Below are 17,469 nucleotides of genomic sequence, written 5' to 3'. Positions count from 1 at the left end.
GCGCGTAAAAGCGTCAATTAGCTTTGCAATCGGCTCCGGATAATACAATAGCGTGTTTCTCCTTTATGCAGCAGACTAGAACAAGCCCGGAATTTTCATGCCGCCTGTAAATTTACCCATATCATCATTAGCCAGTTCATCTGCTTTGGACAAAGCATCATTAACTGCAGTCAGCACAAGATCTTGCAACATTTCTACATCATCAGGATCTACTGCTTCCGGTTTGATCGTGATGGACAACACTTTTTTATGTCCATTTACCTCCACAGTCACAACACCGCCGCCAGAAGTTCCTTCGATTACTTTTCCGCCAAGTTCCTCTTGGGCTTTCAGCATTTGTTCCTGCATTTTTTTCACTTGCTTCATCATTTGGTTCATATTGTTCATTTCAATCATCTCCTTTAATGAAGTATACATCTAGACACTTGCTTTAATCTTTAATGACTACCAAATCTTCCCCGAAAAGTTGTATAGCTTCATCAATCCAGGGCTCCTTGGACTTTCCCGGCGCATCATGCTCCGGCTCCAAATGCAATTCTTCGGCAGGCTGGTTGGAAACTCCTTCAATCGCAGCATTCCAATCCTTTTGCATCATCGTTACTAAACGATAAGGATGACCCAACTGCTCATGCAATACCTTCTCGATGACCTGCTTATTGGCAGGCTTTTCGGTAGTTTCACGATGAATATTGTTCTTAAATGCGACCAGTACACTATCCTCTAACACAGAAACTGGCTCACCGTCCATAAACCAGGCATGAACCGTAACTTTCGCCTCTTTTACCCCTTGCAAAATCTGACTCCACTTACGTCCCGCTGCTGCGAATGCTTCGCTCGACTTCTCAGCTATATAGCGATCCAACTGAGAAGGGAGTTTGGCCGGCGCTGAAATCCGCGGAGCAGGGGCACGACCCCCGGAAGCCTGACGGCCGCCCGACGATGCCTCCTGTCCCGCTCCAGCGCCCAATCCACCTTGCAGTGCACGTTCCAATTTCTTTTCCAGCTCAGCAAGCTGACGCTTCAACATTACCACATCTTCCTGATCAGCTGCAGCGCCAGAGCGTTGTGCGGTCGGCTGAGCAACGGCCCCTGCTTCCCCCGGAATACTACATAGCTTCAATAGAGCTACCTCAAACAAGGTTTGGGGCTGTACGGCATATTTCATCTCGCTCTGATAACGATTAAGGGTGTCAATCATTGCAAAGAGTTGCTCCTTGGTAAAAGCATCTGCCACTTCCTTAAATCGCTCTGGATCCAGCACTCGCTCCGTCATTTTGGTCGCCTGAGGCACCATCTTGATCATTAGCAGATCTCGGAAATAGTACAGAAGATTCTCCATGCACTTATCTGCACTTTTACCTTCCTGCATAAAGTTCTCGATCATTTGGAGCACCGTGCCCACATCTTCTTTCAGCAATGCTAAGGCAAGCTTACCGAATTGCTCGGACGCAATACCTCCCGTCATGTCCAGCACCTGCTGATAAGTAACCCGACCATCTGTAAACGAGGATATCTGATCCAAAACGCTAACCGCATCTCGCATCCCGCCATCTGAAAGACGCGCAATGTACTGCAGTGCATCCGAATCAGCCTGTATGTTCTCCTGTTGACATATCAGGTCAAGCCGCTCTGTCTGTTCTTCCAGCGATACCCGGCGAAAGTCAAACCGCTGGCAACGTGAAATAATTGTAGCCGGAATCCGATGTGGTTCAGTCGTAGCCAATATGAACATCACGTGTGGCGGCGGCTCTTCCAGCGTCTTGAGCAGCGCATTGAACGCTTCCGTCGTCAGCATGTGCACTTCATCAATGATATAAACCTTGTGCCGCACTTCTGTGGGCGCATATTTGACTTTATCGCGCAAATCACGAATCTCTTCAACGCCCCGGTTGGAGGCTGCATCAATCTCCTGTACATCCATGACCGCTCCGGCCGTGATCCGTTTACAGGCTTCGCATTCGTTGCAAGGTTCCGGCGCAGGTCCATGCTCACAGTTGATTGCCTTGGCCAAAATTTTGGCCGCACTCGTCTTACCTGTTCCTCGTGGACCGCTGAACAGGTAGGCATGGGACGTGCGATTTTCGCGGATGGCATTCTGCAATGTCTGGATAATATGCTGTTGTCCTACCATGTCTTTGAAAGCCTGCGGCCGCCAAGCACGGTACAACGCTATATGTTCCAATGCGCGTTACCCTCTTTCCCATTCACTTTCATGACCAGTCATGGTCACTTCATTATACTATACTCCCGTCCGAATCTAAACCAGACACCTTCCAATTTATAAAACACAAAAAAACATCTTCGCAATGATTGCCAAGATGTTCTAATTACTAATATATACCGTGCACCTGTTATTGATCGTTGTGATCCGAGCGGCAATCCTGAACAGCAACTCGGGCTAGGCAACCCTCCGGCACAAGAGTGGGCTTGCTTATGGCTGCTTCCTTCCGGACCTGACCAGGTTCACAAGTACTCATTGCGGAGGACCCAGCCGTCAACATTGTGCGCAGGGACCAGCCTCACATCAACAACACCTCTAACAGGAATTCAACCTCGCTATAGCGGATTGCGAGTTACAGGGCACCGCTACCTCCCCATCTAGCACGGTGAAAATAAGTATATCTTAAGGCCGCATAAAAAGCAAATACACATTATTACAAAAAGAGCCCTCTGCAGTCGCAGAAGGCTCTAATAACTTTATAACTTGCGGTAATCCATTAGATACCGTATTTCTTTTTGAAACGATCCACGCGTCCACCAGCATCAATAAATTTCTGCTTGCCAGTGAAGAACGGGTGGCAGGCGGAGCAAATCTCCACACGCAGAGATCCTTTCACAGAACCAGTTTCAAACGAATTTCCGCAAGCACAAGTGACAGTAGTTACGTTAAATGTTGGTTGAATAGCTTGTTGCATTGAACTTTCACCTCTTTCCGCCCTGAACGTCCTATCAGTCCAGAGTTGTATGAACACATGTTCACATTATAGCACTTGAATATGAGCGTTTCAACAACTCTTTTCTGCATTCAGAAACAGCGCAAAACAGGTGTATTTCAATTGCTGTATGACCGTTTTAGGCCTTGGCAAATTTGGGACGTGCCTGCCCTTGCGGCGGTACATGAGTGTAAGAACCGATGACTACATCAGGCAGTTCCTCACGATAAATCTCAAGCATTTGCTTCATTCCAAGGATCTCACCTTGAGCAGGTGGAATCAACTCCAGATAGCTTTCAGGATCGATGTTCAAATTACGCATTTGAATCAGCTTGAGCTTAGTTCGTTTGGCAAATTCAATCATTGCCTCAATTTCTTCCTCGCGGTCAGTTACACCCGGAAAAATCAAATAGTTAATCGACGTATATACACCCTGCTCAGAAGCATAACGAAGTGATTTTTCCACATTAGACAACGTGTAACCGCGCGGCTTGTAATACGCATTGTAATGATCGTCCAGTGCACTAATGGTACTAACGCGCATCAGATCAAGACCCGCATCCACGATTCCCCGGATATGATCGCTCAATCCCGCATTCGTATTGATATTGATGTATCCCATATCCGTAATGGAACGCACCTCTTTGATCGAATCAATAATCAGTTTGGCTTGTGTGGAAGGCTCGCCTTCGCAACCTTGACCAAAACTAATGATGGACTCCGGTGTCTTCAAATGTTCCAGCATAACTTCTACAATTTCTTCGACGCGAGGACGGAAGTTCATTCTTGTCTGCGGAGATACGAAGCCACTGTCATCTGGCTGTTCAGATATACACCCAAAGCAACCCGCATTACAAGAATAAGATACCGGAACTCCCCCTTCCCAGCGATTCAGGAATGTGTTCGAGGAAGTAAGACATTCGTAGCCCAGCGCACAGTTAGACAAATGTTGGTACAGCCGATTTTCGGGATATTGCTCCGTCATCCGCTGCACACCCAATTTAACTTGATGGCGGTCACAGTTTTCCGGATTCCACTTGGACGGACTGTCACTCTGCTCTGCCGTTACATAAAATGCTCCGTCTTTCCAGACTACAGCCGAATAACCGAACAAGGGAAGTTTGTACTCCTTATCGGTCTTCACATATCCCGGCAGGCACAAGCGTGTAAAACCTTGCGGCAATAAAGCCCCTACTGCTTGCATATCTCCGGGAAGAGAAACCATTTCCCCTGTTTCAGGGTTCATACCGACCGGGCGAGTGCTGGGCAGGCTTACCAATGTAGCTCCTTCCGGTAACGGAATAAGCTCATCCTCCATGATTTCAACAATCATGTCTGCACTACGGGCAAGCCCATACAAAGAAGCATGATCATATACATTGCCTTTTTCGTCGGCATACACCAAATACATTATGGAGCTCCTTTCGCTCCGTTAAGCCTGGCCATTAACAAAATGAATGGTAACGACTGTGCACTTACGGAACAGATAAAATACATGAATAGGTTTTAGTTGGTTGTGGCCGGGACTGACGCTGTGGTAGAACGCGTAGTTCTCCGTTGTTGTCCACCAGAGCCGCTTTGCGAGCCACTGGAAGAAGGTGCTGTCAAATCAAACGAAGCCAAAAACTCAGCATTAGTTTTGCTATTACGCAGCTTTTTGAGGAAGCCTTCCACAAAATCATGGCTTTCCGTCATATTTTTACGAATGGCCCAGATCGTATCCAATTCTTCCTTGTTCAACAACACTTCCTCACGGCGTGTGCCGGAACGACGAATATCAATCGCAGGGAAGATACGACGTTCTGCCAGCTTGCGGTCCAAATGCAACTCCATGTTGCCTGTACCTTTAAACTCTTCATAAATGATATCGTCCATGCGTGATCCTGTATCAATCAGCGCTGTAGCAAGAATCGTCAAGCTACCGCCTTCCTCCACATTCCGAGCCGCACCAAAAAAGCGTTTTGGACGGTGAAATGCCGCCGGATCAATACCCCCGCTCAAAGTACGACCAGAAGGGGGAATAACGAGATTGTACGCACGAGCCAAACGTGTGATGCTATCCAGCAGGATGACAACATCCTTTTTATGTTCTACGAGACGTAGCGCACGCTCCAACACGAGTTCTGCCACTTTGATGTGATTTTCAGGGAGTTCGTCAAATGTAGAGGCCACAACTTCACCTTTAACAGAACGCTGCATGTCGGTCACTTCTTCAGGGCGTTCATCAATCAACAAGACAAAAAGCTCGATCTCGGGATTGTTGGTAGAAATGCTATTGGCAATTTCTTTGAGGAGAAGCGTCTTCCCAGCTTTGGGAGGTGCTACAATGAGTCCGCGCTGTCCAAGTCCGACAGGGGCCAGTACATCCATAATTCTCGTAGACAAATGGTTGGGGGAAGTTTCAAGGACTAATTTGGTTTGCGGATACAGTGGAGTCAGTGCAGGAAAATGTAGCCGCTCAGCAGCTTGCTCAGGACTTCTTCCATTGACGGCGTTAACTTGAAGCAATCCAAAATATCGTTCATTCTCTTTTGGCGTTCGGCATTTACCGGAAACAAGATCGCCTGTTCTCAAGTCAAACTTGCGGATTTGTGAAGCAGAGATGTAAATATCTTCGGTACTCGGGAGATAATTGATCGGCCTCAGAAAGCCGTAACCTTCAGGAAGGATTTCCAGAACCCCCTGCATAAACATCAATCCGCTCTTCTCAGCTTGTGCGCGTAGGATAGCGAAAATTAGTTCTTTCTTCTTGAGCGTTCCGTAGTACGGGATCTGGTATTGCTTGGCCAGCTTGTACAGGTCGGTCAGCTTCATTTCTTCCAGATCGGAAATTTGCAGATCCATATAATAACCACCTATTCAATTATTAAGTCCATTCATACATCTAAATGATAGACAATGATATCATAAACACCATTAACATAATTTTAACCAAAACAAATAAAGTTATGCAGCCATCTGCCTGGATTATACCGAATTATTCCGGTTTTCCGATAATTGATTGTTAGGTATGGACCACAATCTTGTATCAAGCAGCGGCTGCACAGGTGTTGCCCGTTCTATCGCTTTCGTTCCGGGAGTTCGAAAAAATTGTATGGTTTAATTATTCAGTCTGCCGCCATACATCCGCGCCCAAAAGACGCAAGTTGGAGACAAGGTGATCATAACCACGGTCAATGTACTCGACACCCGTCACCTCGGTTACGCCTTCGCTTACTGTAAGTCCAGCAATGACAAGGGCCGCTCCGGCGCGCAGATCTGCCGCTTTTACTTTAGCTGCATTCAGCCGACCACCCTCTATAATGGCAGACCGACCCTCTACGCGAATTTTAGCCCCCATACGCACCAGCTCAGGGACGTGCTTAAAACGATTGCTGTACACAAAATCGCTCAATACACTGACACCCTGCGCTTGAGTAAGCAAGCTGGTCATGGGAGATTGTAAATCTGTGGCGAATCCGGGGTATATCAAGGCTTTAACGTCGACATGTTCGTAGGAAGGTGCACCCAATACGCGAATACTTTCATCATATTCCTCGATGCCGATGCCCATTTCCTGCATTTTTGCAGTGAGAGCCTCCATATGTTTGGGGATTACGTTGTCAATCAATACATTTCCACGGGTTGCCGCAGCAGCAATCATGTATGTGCCCGCTTGTATACGGTCAGGTATGATGGAATGACGGCAGCCATGTAGCTCCGACACACCTTCAATTCGAATCGTCTCCGTACCGGCGCCTTTAATAATGGCCCCCATGGAGTTTAAAAGGGTTGCTACATCTATAATCTCAGGCTCTTTAGCCGCATTTTCGATAATTGTGGCGCCTTTGGCACGTGCTGCCGCCAGCATAATATTAATGGTAGCGCCTACGCTGCTAACATCCAAGTAAATCTTGGTTCCGCGCAGTTCTTTGGCGTGCAAATGAATAGCGCCGTGCTCGTTCGTAACCGTGGCACCCAGCGCTTCAAAACCTTTGATATGCTGATCAATGGGCCGGGGTTCGAAATTGCACCCTCCTGGCAAACCGATGATCGCTTCCTTGAATCTGCCCAGCATGGCTCCCATCATATAATAAGAGGCTCGTAATTTCTTAACAGGCCCATTCGGCATAGGAATGGATTTAATAGAGGATGGATCTATTCTCATCTGGCTACCTTCCCAGGCAACCGTTGCACCAAGTTCCTCCAGTATTTCGGAATACACCGCCACATCACTCAACAGTGGCAAATTGTCCAAAATGACTTCCGACTCTGCCAGAATGGCTGCGGGAATCAAGGCGATGGCACTGTTTTTGGCACCGCTGATGGAAACTGTACCTTGAAGCGGCCGTCCACCGGTGATCATCAATTTTTCCATAAGCTTGAGGGTCCCCCTACGTGTTTTGCAGTCGGTCAAACAATAATCTCAAATCAAAACTTTTAACTTTTTTAGTGGTGAAAATGGAAAGACACCGGCTAAGCGGTGTGCTTTCCATACCAAACTATTAAACTGTACAGATTTAAGTATTTTGTGCAGCAGAACTACAGCTACAACTAAGAAATACATCTAGCCTGTGCAGACGCACGACCAGTTTAACTCATTATTACGCTTTGTTGTTGGAACCGAACTCACGAATTTTACCGATAACGGTTTGTTTAATCGCTTCACGACCTGGAGCGATGAATGTACGTGGGTCATAAGCATCCGGTTTCTCAGCAAGCACCTCACGAACCACTTTCGCAAATACGATTTGGTTCTCAGTGTTTACATTGATTTTGGAAGTTCCCAGGGAGATTGCTTTTTTAATGTCATGCGTTGGGATACCAGTACCACCGTGCAGAACGAGTGGAAGTTTGATTGCATTGCAGATCTCTTCCATTTCTTTGAATCCGAGGTTTGGTTCGCCTTTGTATGGTCCGTGTACGGAACCCAGTGCAGGTGCCAGTGTATCGATACCTGTTTCGTTAACGATACGCAGACAGTCGTCCAACTTAGCGTACATTACGTCGCCGACAACATCATCCTCTTGACCGCCAACCATTCCAACTTCAGCTTCAACAGAAACGCCTTTGGAATGAGCATATTCAACCACTTTTTTCGTTGTAGCAATGTTTGTGTCGATTGGGCTGTGGGAATCGTCGATCATAACGGATGTGAAACCAGCGTCGATAGCTTCTTTACATTTTTCAAAGCTGGAACCGTGGTCCAAATGGATCGCAACCGGAACGGTGATTTTCATGTCATGAATAAGACCTTCTACCATTTTAACTACAGTGTAGAATCCGCCCATGTGACGTGCTGCGCCTTCAGAAACACCCAAGATTACTGGGGATTTTTCTTCTTCAGCAGCGCCCAAAATAGCTTGAGTCCACTCCAGGTTATTAATGTTGTATTGACCTACTGCATATTTTCCTTCGAGTGCTTTGTTCAACATGTCTTTCATAGATACCAATGGCATGGTTACAGTCCTCCTAAAGGTGTTTGGGTTTTGTCTATATTTTAGCCGACATCACATACGGGCTTATTATACCACAACCCATGTTAAATACTAAACAAGCTTTTGCATATCAACACATACAAAAATCACGCTCAGGACGCCGTTTTTCGATAGAATTGTATAAGGAGAGGATTTACTTTCAGTATTTCCCATAATCACAAACAAAAAACCCTGTTGTGTTAACAGAGTTCTCAACCACAGTGACTCACCTAGTCACCTCTGAGTTGTTTGTTCACAGCAATCCGCATTTCGTCAATATCAAAGGGCTTGGTAAAATGCATTAGCGCACCTAGCTCCGTCGCCTCTTTAATCATGTCCAGTTCTCCATATGCTGTCATCATAATAACCTTGATATCCGGATTCATGGTTTTTAGATGTTTCAGAATTTCGAGTCCGTCCATACCTGGAATTTTCATATCGAGCAGAACCAGATCAGGTGGTTCCTTCTCAACAATTTCAAGTGCAATTTTCCCGTTCGCCGCCTGAAAGGTCTCATAACCCTCACTTCCGAACACTTCCATCAGTAAAATCCGTATTCCATTCTGGTCATCGACGATTAATACTTTCTTCTTTTCCAATGTTTTAACCTCCTAAGATCTTAAAACGAGGATCATGCAGCTATTGCCATAACAGCGTCCGATGACGTACAATATCCGTCCCATACCTAAAACTATATTCGCTCCTGCAAAAAGAAAATCCTTCTCTAATACATAATTGTGGAATATTCTTTCATAATCAGGAAGCATGGGATAAAAAAAGACCTCCCTGAGGAGGTCTTACAAGCCGTAACATTAAGCTTGAAGCTGCAATGCTGCCTTTACAAATTCACGGAACAAAGGTTGTGGACGATTCGGACGGGAAGTAAATTCCGGGTGGAATTGTACTGCCAGGAACCACGGATGCTCAGGGAGCTCCACGATTTCCACCAAGCGCCCATCCGGTGAAGTACCGGAAATACGAAGACCAGCTTTTTCAATAACTTCACGATATTCGTTATTGAATTCGTACCGATGACGGTGTCTTTCGTACACCAGCTCGTCGTTGTAGCAAGCCGAAGCCAGAGAACCTTCCACCAGTTTGCATGGATACAAGCCAAGACGCATCGTACCCCCCAGATCTTCGATATCTTTTTGGTCGGGAAGCAAGTCAATGACAGGGTAATCCGTAGCCGGATTAATTTCCGAGCTGTTGGCTCCTTCGAGACCAGCCAGGGAACGGGCAACCTCAATGACAGATACCTGCATACCCAGACAAATGCCGAAGAACGGAATTTTTTGCTCCCGTGCATAACGGATGGTACTAATTTTGCCTTCAATTCCGCGATCGCCGAAGCCACCCGGTACGAGAATGCCGCCAATGCCGCCCAGCATGTCAGCTACGTTCTCGTCCGTCACTTCTTCAGCGTTCACCCAACGGATTTTCACGTCTGCATTCGCATCAAATCCAGCGTGGGAAAGTGATTCAACCACACTTAAATACGCATCATGTAATGCAACATATTTACCAACAATAGCAATCTCAACCGTTTTATCCAGCTTGCTGATTCGATCAACTAACCCTTCCCATTCGGTCATATCTGGTGCAGGTGTTGTCAGCTTGAGATGGTTAACTACGATTTCGTCCAAGCCTTCTTCACGTAGGTTCAACGGAACCTCGTAGAGGGTTGAAGCATCGCGGCATTCTACCACTGCATTCGCGTCAATATCGCAGAACAATGCAATTTTAGCCTTCATATCGGAGGACAGTTCATGCTCTGTACGGCAAACAATGACATTCGGTTGGATGCCGATGCTGCGCAGTTCTTTTACACTGTGCTGAGTTGGTTTGGTTTTAACCTCACCAGCAGCTTTAATATAAGGAATGAGCGTTACGTGAATATACATCACATTTTCGCGCCCAACTTCGCTTTTGAGCTGACGAATAGCTTCCAAAAATGGCAAGCTTTCAATATCGCCCACAGTACCGCCGATTTCTGTAATAATTACGTCCGAACCCGCTTCACGGCCTGCACGGTACACTCGCTCCTTGATTTCGTTCGTAATATGAGGGATAACCTGCACCGTACCGCCCAAATATTCTCCGCGACGTTCTTTGCTGATTACGCTGGAATATACCTTGCCTGTTGTGACATTGCTGTTCTTGGACAGATTAATATCAATAAAGCGCTCATAGTGTCCCAAGTCAAGGTCCGTTTCCGCACCATCATCCGTTACAAACACTTCACCGTGCTGGTAAGGACTCATCGTACCCGGATCGACATTCAGGTAAGGGTCAAATTTTTGAATCGTTACCTTCAGTCCCCTGTTCTTCAAAAGCCTCCCCAGTGAAGCTGCCGTAATCCCTTTGCCCAAGGAAGACACAACCCCGCCTGTCACAAAAATATACTTTGTCACTGTTCAAAACCCTCCTAGATAAGATGCAAAATTCAGGCGACATTATGATGTTATCGTAACCCGTTTGCACGGATTATCATCCATGAAGAAGGCAGCGGAATCATTTTCCATGTCCGCCGCCCTTAGCCTTCTTTCATGAGTGAAAACACCCCTATAAAAAACAAAAAAGCACTCCCGTAGTACGGGGCACTTTTATAAAAAAAGCAAACATATAAGTGAATCAATCATAAGCCCAAGCAATAGTTTACCCCGTGTCCAATCCGCTGTCAAGGAAGTTATATGTGTTAATTTGTCCATTGAACCAGATTGGGGAGAATCCACCTGAAAGCTTTAAATCAGAAGAGGTTTTCAAGAAAACGGTCATGAAAAAGGGGAGAACGCATCTCCCCTTGTAGCTTGTTCCTAACGAAGCGAATCATCGTCTTCCGTCGACTCATCGTCATTTTCATCTTCTGAATCTTCCTCATCACTGAGGTCTTCATCGTCTATAACCACGTCTTCATCACTATCATCATCTTCTTCTCCGTCGAACAGCTCGTCTTCGCCATCCTCGTCTTCGCTATCTGCATCGAAGTCGTCATCAGAGTTGTATGTTTCTTCTTCCTCATGATAGTCATCTTCGTCGTCATCGTCTTCGTCGTTAATAATACGAGGACGCTTGGCGCCTGTCAGGGCATCTTCGGATTTATCTACCGGATACCAACGTTTCAAGCCCCACAGATTCGTACCGACACAGGCAAAACGCCCGTCAATGTTGATTTCAGTATATAGCTGAGCAATAACGTCATTAATTTCTTCGTCGGACAAGCCACGCAATTTGGCGACTTCCTTCATCAGGTCACGGTAATAATACGGAGTATTGGCTGCTTTCAATACCATAAATGCCAAGTCCACCATTGGAGTCTCGTGGACTTTCTCCGGGTCAATCTTCAAGTTGAGTGGGGTACTCACCTAGGGACACTTCCTCTCACACGTAATTCACAAGAACATGTTTCAGAGCATACACGATACATGCAATACTAACATATCCATTATCAAAACTAAGTAAAACCTATTTGGAAGCAAATTGCAAGTTAAAGATGGGTATCGTCATAATTTCCAGGAATATCCCTCTAAACAAGACGGCACACGTAAAAAGACGGGGTCCCCCCCGTCTTCGACTGTACCCGCTTCAGGAGAACCCCCCAAAGTTGTTGCACAAGAGCTTATGCCCTCCATGTATCGTATGTGTCCACAGCCACTTTGACACGACAAGCAGGCCTATTTACATAAAAAAGGGGCAGGTTTCCCATGCCGCAGCTGACGCTTGCTCATACTATACCTCAGCATGGCTCATCGGAGGGGGACCGTCTCAAATGGACTATCCGGATTTTTTGCAGCGTTTGCATGAGGGTATTTCGGAGCCGTCCGGCAGTGGACGGAACAAACAGATTATCACGTTCGATAAGCCTCACCAATACCGGGAATGCCTGTCCTATCTTAGGAAGCTGAAACCCGAGCTTGCGGGATTACGGCAAGTACAACCGGCCCGACTAATCCGTGCTTTAATCGCTCCGCTTTCAGGGGGAGACAGGCTGGGCAAATATCACAACGGTGTTACCGTTGAAGAAGATACCCGCATGAAGGTTCACGCTGAAACTGCTCATATACCAAAAGCAGAGAAGAACCTTTCCATGCCATGGGGAGTCAAACAGGTACGTGCATACAAGGCTTGGCCTTCCTCGACAGGGAATCGGGTCAGAATCGGAGTGATCGACACAGGAGCGGATTTTCAACATCCTGATCTTCGCCATTCTCTCGCCAGGGGTATTAATTTGCTTAACCGAACCATGCTACCCTATGACGATAATGGCCATGGTACTCATATTGCTGGAACTATCGCGGCGTCCAACTATGACGAAGGTATGGTGGGCGTAGCACCACGAGCTTTAATTCATCCCGTAAAAGCATTTGATCATAATGGAGCCGCCTACGTCTCCGATATCATTCTTGGTATTGACTGGTGTGTATTAAATCGTGTCGATATCATTAATATGAGCTTTGGTATGAAGTCGCGCAGCAAGGCATTACTTGATATGGTGAATAAAGCATATCATAACGGCATCGTCATTGTAGCGTCCTCGGGAAATGAGGGCAAGCGCCGAAGTATTGACTACCCAGCCCGCTATTCCCAGACGATCTCAGTCGGAGCTACTGACAAATACAGACGCATTGCACCTTTCAGCAACCGAGGGCAATTTGTAGACGTGTACGCACCTGGCGAAAAGATCACATCCTCCTGGATCCATGGCAAGCATCACGAAATGAGCGGTACCTCTATGGCTACTTCCCATGTGACCGGAAGCATCGCACTTCTCCTTTCATTGAGGCCAGAACTAGGGCCTGGAGAAATCAAAGCGCTGCTTAAGCGTACCGCCACACCACTACGCCTGCGCAAAAGCGCTGGACGTAGCTCTATCTCGACCAAACTTGGTGAAGTCGATGCCTTCCGATTGATGCAGGAGGGCACAAAGTGAATATGATGATGTGATACTAAACCTCTAGTGTAGCACCCGGCTCCAGAGAATGAACTTCTCTGGCAGGATCCTCGCACCCACTATTCCCTTCTCTTATCAACTCATCTCGTACCAGGTCAGTCTGCAGCTTTGGCGCATGAACGAGTACAACCTGTTTGCTAGGCAACTTCTTCAACATTTGCCGCACATCTGGTAATCCCTGATGCACCTTGTAAATCAAATGCCGAGCTACACAGCTGTTATTTTGATCCGCACGTTCCAACAGATGTTTGCCAAAAGAACCTTGTGGAGCATGCCCGGTCAATATAACACTGTTGCTAATGCTTTCTCCGCTATCATTCCTCTCCCCCATGTTGCGATTGTCCGTCAGAAACTGATAGTACCAGCGCGCCTGTGGGGAATCCATCATGCCGTCTCTTGTTATGATAATAGCCGTTGGGTTCTGTTCCAGCAGACTCATTCGTTCCGCAGCATCACGAGGCACGAAGACCCTGTCACTGTTTAGCACATGTTTTATTCGCGCTGGAGCTTCCGGACGCAGCCATTCTTTCCAGCGGTTTAACTGTTTCAATCCCTGCCATATGTCGTGCTCTACAATCATTGCCTGTTCAGGGAATTGCTCGCTAGCCCATACGATCAAGTCCTGTCCTCTGCCAAAGGCGGGCACCGGCAACAACACATGACCACCAGACCATAATGTCCGCTCCATCTCGACCCTCAGCCGCTCCAGCTTAACAGGCTGCGGGTCTATATCCATGCCATAGGCATTGTCCATAATGGATATGTCCGCTAGATTGGGCTCTGACTTCCAGTCAGACAGGTCATGCAGCCCCTCCCCAACACTCAAGTCTGGCGCATCGGCAGCAAGAAGCTCAGATTCGCGGCTGTAATCTCCAGAAAAAAACAACCGTTTCCCTTCCATTTCTACCACATACCATACTGCACCAGCCAAATGTCCACTGCGTCCCCACATGATTCTCATACCCGGACAAGCCTCAAGCCACTCTCCTGCTGGCGCCTCATCTTCTAGATAGCGATAAGCAATGGATTGGATATTCTGTTCGTCGTATGGCAGTTCTGCCCCTCTCGATTCAACATAAGTATGCCAGGAGCGAAAATAGGAGCCTAACTGCTCAGCAGTGGCCTTGGTCGTCCAGACCTCCCCCTGGTATCCATACTTGTACAGTAAGGGAAGTGCCATGGAATGATCCTCATGTGCATGAGACAGCAATACAGTGGTCAGTCTCTCCGCCTCCTGCGGCGGAAAAACCGGATATTGTCCGGTTCCTTCCTTTTTCACGCCACAATCCAGCATGACGCGATGCTGCTTTCCTTCAAAAACATAGCAGGAACGGCCATGTTCGCCCGCCCCTCCCCAAATCCTAAGCTTGGTCATGATCATTTCCACTTTCTTCGCGAGTTTAAGCTTTCCATGAAGATCAGTAGCAGCGTGGTCATTCCGACCGATATGACAGCCATCGCCATCCCAAGCGACACCTGACCCTGTTCAAATTGTGCAAATATGTAGGTTGCTGACGTCTGAATGGATGGTGGCAAAATCAGCAATGATCCTACCAATTCGCGTGAGGCAATGGTAAATGTCATCATCCAACCAGCGAGCATTCCCGGTACAATCAGCGGCAGTACAATCCGGCGGAATATATAAGACGGTCGCCCGCCAAATACCTGTCCCGCCTGAAAAAGGCCAGCGTCCACCTGTGTAAAGGCGCTTTTGACATACTGCACCGTATAAGGAACAAACAAGATAACGTACGTCAGAATGACCATACCGTATGTGTTATACAACGGGATCGGCATCCACGGCGAGTTCCACCACAAAATCAGGCCGACTACCATAACAATTCCTGGCACCGTATTCGGAAGCAAGCTAAATGCATCAACCGTCCGTTGAATTCTCGTGCGTGAGCCGCCAATGACAAGCGCAAACCAAGTACCCAGCACCACAGCAAGCGTCGAAGCGCCCAAAGAGAGAAATACGCTGTTCAGGAGTGCCTCCATACTCTCTGATCCCCAAGACAGCAGTTCCTTGTAAGAGTTGAGCGTCAAATTATCCCAGGCAAGCCCCATTCCCCTCAGCTTCATCGTTGAGGCTGAAAGAATTGAAAAATAAGGAATGCCAATGGACGCAATAAGCAACAATAGAATGAATGCAACACTCAGCCCCGTAGTCCAGCCGGATATACGAAGACGGGACGGACGCGAGCCTTTACCACCTACCAGCCTGTACGTAAACTTTCGGTTGATCACCGATTGCGCATACCACATGAGCAGACAGGCGGTTAACAGCACCGAGGCCATTGACGTGGCTTTGCCAAAATCTATGGGCCAGCTGGAAATGTATTTGTGAATTTCCGAAGTCATGACCTCATACCCGATACGTCGCCCAAAGGTAGCAGGGGTGCCAAACTCGGCAATCGTTTTAACGAAAATGAGCAACACGCCCATTCCGTAAGCTGAAAGCAGCAGTGGTAAAATGATTCGACGGAACCTGTACAGAAAGCCGCCGCCCATTACGGCACCCGCCTCTTCCAGGCTCCCGCCAATCCTCACCAGCGCCCCGCGCAGCAGCAGGTACAGGAATGGAAACAGATGCAGGCTCATGATCATCACCATGCCACCAAGGCTAAAGAAGGACGGCGTTAAGAAATACAGGTCCGGGAACAACTGCTCCAGATATCCGTTTTTTTGCATAAACAGAATCCAGCCCATGGACCCGATATAGGGCGGGGTCATAAACGGAATCAGCAGCACGACATCCAACCAGCGCCAGTGTGCAAGACGAGTGTTGGACATGATCCAGGCTAGCGGAAGTGCAAGTACCGTTGTTCCTGCAATCACACAGATGCCTAGCCAAATCGAGCTGAATAGCACTCCCGCAAATGGTGAAGCAGCTAACGTTCGAAAAGGTGCATCCCATTGAAATTTTTCATCAACATACACACTTTGGATAAAGATTTGCAGCAACGGCAGCACAATCAGGAAAAGAAGCGCAATCAGAGCCAGCGTCAGACACCACGCTCTGATGTGTTTAACAGATAAGCCTCCCATCGGCTTACTTGAACATTTGCGTGAACTTCTCCGTCACGTCTGACCCGTGCTCGCCCATCCACTCCCAATTGGTCTTCAGCAATGGGATCTCGTCCAAGTTGGCACGCTTGTCAGCTTTGATATCCGTGCGGCCCGGGAGTAAGGAGGCATCAGCTACTAGTTTCTGTGCCTCGTCCGACAACAGATAGTCAATGAATGCCTTGGCATTCTGCTCATGCTGCGTTGACTTGAGGATTGCAGCAGGACGTGGGCTGATGACTGTTCCCTCTATCGGATAGACGATATCAATCGGCTCACCTTTGGCTTTAGCCTTGTAAGTCATGTAATCGACCGCAGCGACGACTACACCTTTAGCTCCGGTAATCACGGGGTCCAGCGCTTCCTGATTGGCACCAGCCATAGCAACACCGTTAGCCTTGTACTGCTCGAACAACGTCCAGCCTCCATCGCCCTTGGCGCTCAGATAGCCTGTCATAAAATCCAACGCTGAGCCGGACAGGGATGGATCGGGAATATTAACCTGATCCTTGTACTCTGGCTTCGCCAAATCAGCCCATGAAGTTGGCGGTGTTTTCACCAGCTTCGTGTTATACGCAATACCCAGAGCAGAAGCACTGGTGCTGAAATAGTTCCCTTCTTTATCGGACCAGTCTGGATTTAGCTTGTCTGCGTTTTTGGCATCCGGGTAAGGCAGCGTGAGTCCTTCCTTTTTTAAGCCTTGTACAGACGGAAGCGATGCCAGCACAACCACGTCCGCTACCGGATTCGTCTTCTCGGCTTCCATGCGGGCCAAAATTTTTCCTGTCGTTCCCTGGAACAACTCTACCTTAACACCGCTCTGCGCCTCATATCCTGCTACCAGTTTTTTCGCTAGTCCATCCGGGCCTGCACTGTAGACCACCAGCTTCTGATCGGTGGATGCTGCCTCCGCTTGTCCTGCTGATCCATTAGCTGGCGCCCCATCCTTGGATGGCGTTGCTGTTCCGCAACCCGCCACAGCGAGTCCAAAAGTCAATGTTAATGCGAGCATCGTCCCTTTTTTCCATCCTGTACGAAAAACATGCCTATTCATCATCATATA

15 protein-coding genes and 1 other RNA gene (1 of these 16 only partly in view) are annotated in these 17,469 nt (G+C 47.6%); 1 reads left to right on the top strand and 15 read right to left on the bottom strand.

Features of this window, described 5'->3' with window-relative positions; all coding sequences use genetic code 11:
• The 12 genes from recR to rpoE form a co-directional block, all read right to left on the bottom strand.
• Positions 1–48 carry the 5' end (the start) of a recombination mediator RecR gene (gene recR, locus NSQ68_RS00740; RefSeq protein WP_013308227.1) on the bottom strand. The gene continues 552 nt to the left of window position 1, outside the view, so the window shows 48 of its 600 coding nt (coding positions 1–48); its start codon is at positions 46–48; the stop codon falls past the left edge of the window.
• Positions 49–75: 27 nt separating this feature from the next.
• Positions 76–387, bottom strand: coding sequence for a YbaB/EbfC family nucleoid-associated protein (locus NSQ68_RS00735; RefSeq protein WP_013308226.1), 312 nt, complete (start codon positions 385–387; stop codon positions 76–78).
• Between the two features lie 43 nt (positions 388–430).
• Positions 431–2,182, bottom strand: a complete 1,752-nt coding sequence (gene dnaX / locus NSQ68_RS00730; RefSeq protein ID WP_342427670.1) for a DNA polymerase III subunit gamma/tau — start codon at positions 2,180–2,182, stop codon at positions 431–433.
• A 158-nt stretch (positions 2,183–2,340) separates the two neighbouring features.
• Positions 2,341–2,607: signal recognition particle sRNA large type (gene ffs / locus NSQ68_RS00725), an RNA gene on the bottom strand.
• 110 nt (positions 2,608–2,717) lie between these two features.
• A complete protein-coding gene (gene rpmE / locus NSQ68_RS00720; RefSeq protein ID WP_013308223.1) occupies positions 2,718–2,915 on the bottom strand; it encodes a 50S ribosomal protein L31 in 198 nt (65 codons plus the stop codon).
• 157 nt (positions 2,916–3,072) lie between these two features.
• Positions 3,073–4,344: a radical SAM protein gene (locus tag NSQ68_RS00715; RefSeq protein ID WP_307354293.1), complete on the bottom strand. Its 1,272-nt coding sequence runs from the start codon at positions 4,342–4,344 to the stop codon at positions 3,073–3,075.
• A 95-nt stretch (positions 4,345–4,439) separates the two neighbouring features.
• The gene (gene rho, locus NSQ68_RS00710; protein ID WP_307354295.1) at positions 4,440–5,777 is read right to left on the bottom strand and encodes a transcription termination factor Rho; all 1,338 of its coding nucleotides are present in this window, start codon (positions 5,775–5,777) and stop codon (positions 4,440–4,442) included.
• Positions 5,778–6,036: 259 nt separating this feature from the next.
• Positions 6,037–7,290, bottom strand: a complete 1,254-nt coding sequence (locus NSQ68_RS00705) for a UDP-N-acetylglucosamine 1-carboxyvinyltransferase (protein ID WP_307354296.1) — start codon at positions 7,288–7,290, stop codon at positions 6,037–6,039.
• 226 nt (positions 7,291–7,516) lie between these two features.
• A complete protein-coding gene (fba, locus tag NSQ68_RS00700) occupies positions 7,517–8,371 on the bottom strand; it encodes a class II fructose-1,6-bisphosphate aldolase (protein WP_013308219.1) in 855 nt (284 codons plus the stop codon).
• A gap of 248 nt (positions 8,372–8,619) precedes the next feature.
• Entirely contained in the window at positions 8,620–8,988 is a 369-nt protein-coding gene (locus NSQ68_RS00695; protein WP_013308218.1) for a response regulator, read from the bottom strand.
• A 213-nt stretch (positions 8,989–9,201) separates the two neighbouring features.
• On the bottom strand, positions 9,202–10,803 hold the full coding sequence (locus NSQ68_RS00690) for a CTP synthase (RefSeq protein WP_013308217.1): 1,602 nt from the start codon (positions 10,801–10,803) through the stop codon (positions 9,202–9,204).
• 402 nt (positions 10,804–11,205) lie between these two features.
• Positions 11,206–11,754, bottom strand: a complete 549-nt coding sequence (gene rpoE / locus NSQ68_RS00685) for a DNA-directed RNA polymerase subunit delta (protein ID WP_250241689.1) — start codon at positions 11,752–11,754, stop codon at positions 11,206–11,208.
• Between the two features lie 404 nt (positions 11,755–12,158).
• On the opposite strand from rpoE, the gene NSQ68_RS00680 reads away from it, so the two are divergent.
• The gene (locus NSQ68_RS00680) at positions 12,159–13,319 is read left to right on the top strand and encodes a S8 family peptidase (RefSeq protein ID WP_165179799.1); all 1,161 of its coding nucleotides are present in this window, start codon (positions 12,159–12,161) and stop codon (positions 13,317–13,319) included.
• Positions 13,320–13,335: 16 nt separating this feature from the next.
• On the opposite strand, the gene NSQ68_RS00675 is transcribed toward NSQ68_RS00680, so the two are convergent.
• The 3 genes from NSQ68_RS00675 to NSQ68_RS00665 are packed head-to-tail and all read right to left on the bottom strand — an operon-like array spanning position 13,336 to position 17,463.
• The gene (locus tag NSQ68_RS00675; protein ID WP_342427669.1) at positions 13,336–14,721 is read right to left on the bottom strand and encodes an MBL fold metallo-hydrolase; all 1,386 of its coding nucleotides are present in this window, start codon (positions 14,719–14,721) and stop codon (positions 13,336–13,338) included.
• Complete coding sequence (locus NSQ68_RS00670; protein WP_342427668.1) at positions 14,718–16,388, bottom strand: iron ABC transporter permease; 1,671 nt, start codon at positions 16,386–16,388, stop codon at positions 14,718–14,720. Before NSQ68_RS00670 ends, NSQ68_RS00675 begins: the two co-directional genes overlap by 4 nt.
• 4 nt (positions 16,389–16,392) lie before the next feature.
• Positions 16,393–17,463: an ABC transporter substrate-binding protein gene (locus tag NSQ68_RS00665; protein ID WP_342429045.1), complete on the bottom strand. Its 1,071-nt coding sequence runs from the start codon at positions 17,461–17,463 to the stop codon at positions 16,393–16,395.
• Positions 17,464–17,469 lie beyond the last annotated feature (6 nt).

This window comes from Paenibacillus sp. FSL L8-0158 (assembly GCF_038592965.1).
In the GTDB taxonomy this organism is placed as follows: Bacteria; Bacillota; Bacilli; order Paenibacillales; family Paenibacillaceae; genus Paenibacillus; species Paenibacillus polymyxa_D.
Note: the sequence above shows the minus strand (reverse complement) of the source record. Positions and strands in the feature narration are given on the sequence as shown.

Coding starts and splice junctions, on each gene's coding strand:
- rho (WP_307354295.1), bottom strand. CDS start 5,777: ATGGATCTGCAAATTTCCGATCTGGAAGAAATGAAGCTGACCGACCTG.
- NSQ68_RS00705 (WP_307354296.1), bottom strand. CDS start 7,290: ATGGAAAAATTGATGATCACCGGTGGACGGCCGCTTCAAGGTACAGTT.
- NSQ68_RS00735 (WP_013308226.1), bottom strand. CDS start 387: ATGAACAATATGAACCAAATGATGAAGCAAGTGAAAAAAATGCAGGAA.
- fba (WP_013308219.1), bottom strand. CDS start 8,371: ATGCCATTGGTATCTATGAAAGACATGTTGAACAAAGCACTCGAAGGA.
- NSQ68_RS00665 (WP_342429045.1), bottom strand. CDS start 17,463: ATGATGAATAGGCATGTTTTTCGTACAGGATGGAAAAAAGGGACGATG.
- NSQ68_RS00670 (WP_342427668.1), bottom strand. CDS start 16,388: ATGGGAGGCTTATCTGTTAAACACATCAGAGCGTGGTGTCTGACGCTG.
- NSQ68_RS00675 (WP_342427669.1), bottom strand. CDS start 14,721: ATGATCATGACCAAGCTTAGGATTTGGGGAGGGGCGGGCGAACATGGC.
- NSQ68_RS00715 (WP_307354293.1), bottom strand. CDS start 4,344: ATGTATTTGGTGTATGCCGACGAAAAAGGCAATGTATATGATCATGCT.
- rpmE (WP_013308223.1), bottom strand. CDS start 2,915: ATGCAACAAGCTATTCAACCAACATTTAACGTAACTACTGTCACTTGT.
- NSQ68_RS00680 (WP_165179799.1), top strand. CDS start 12,159: ATGGACTATCCGGATTTTTTGCAGCGTTTGCATGAGGGTATTTCGGAG.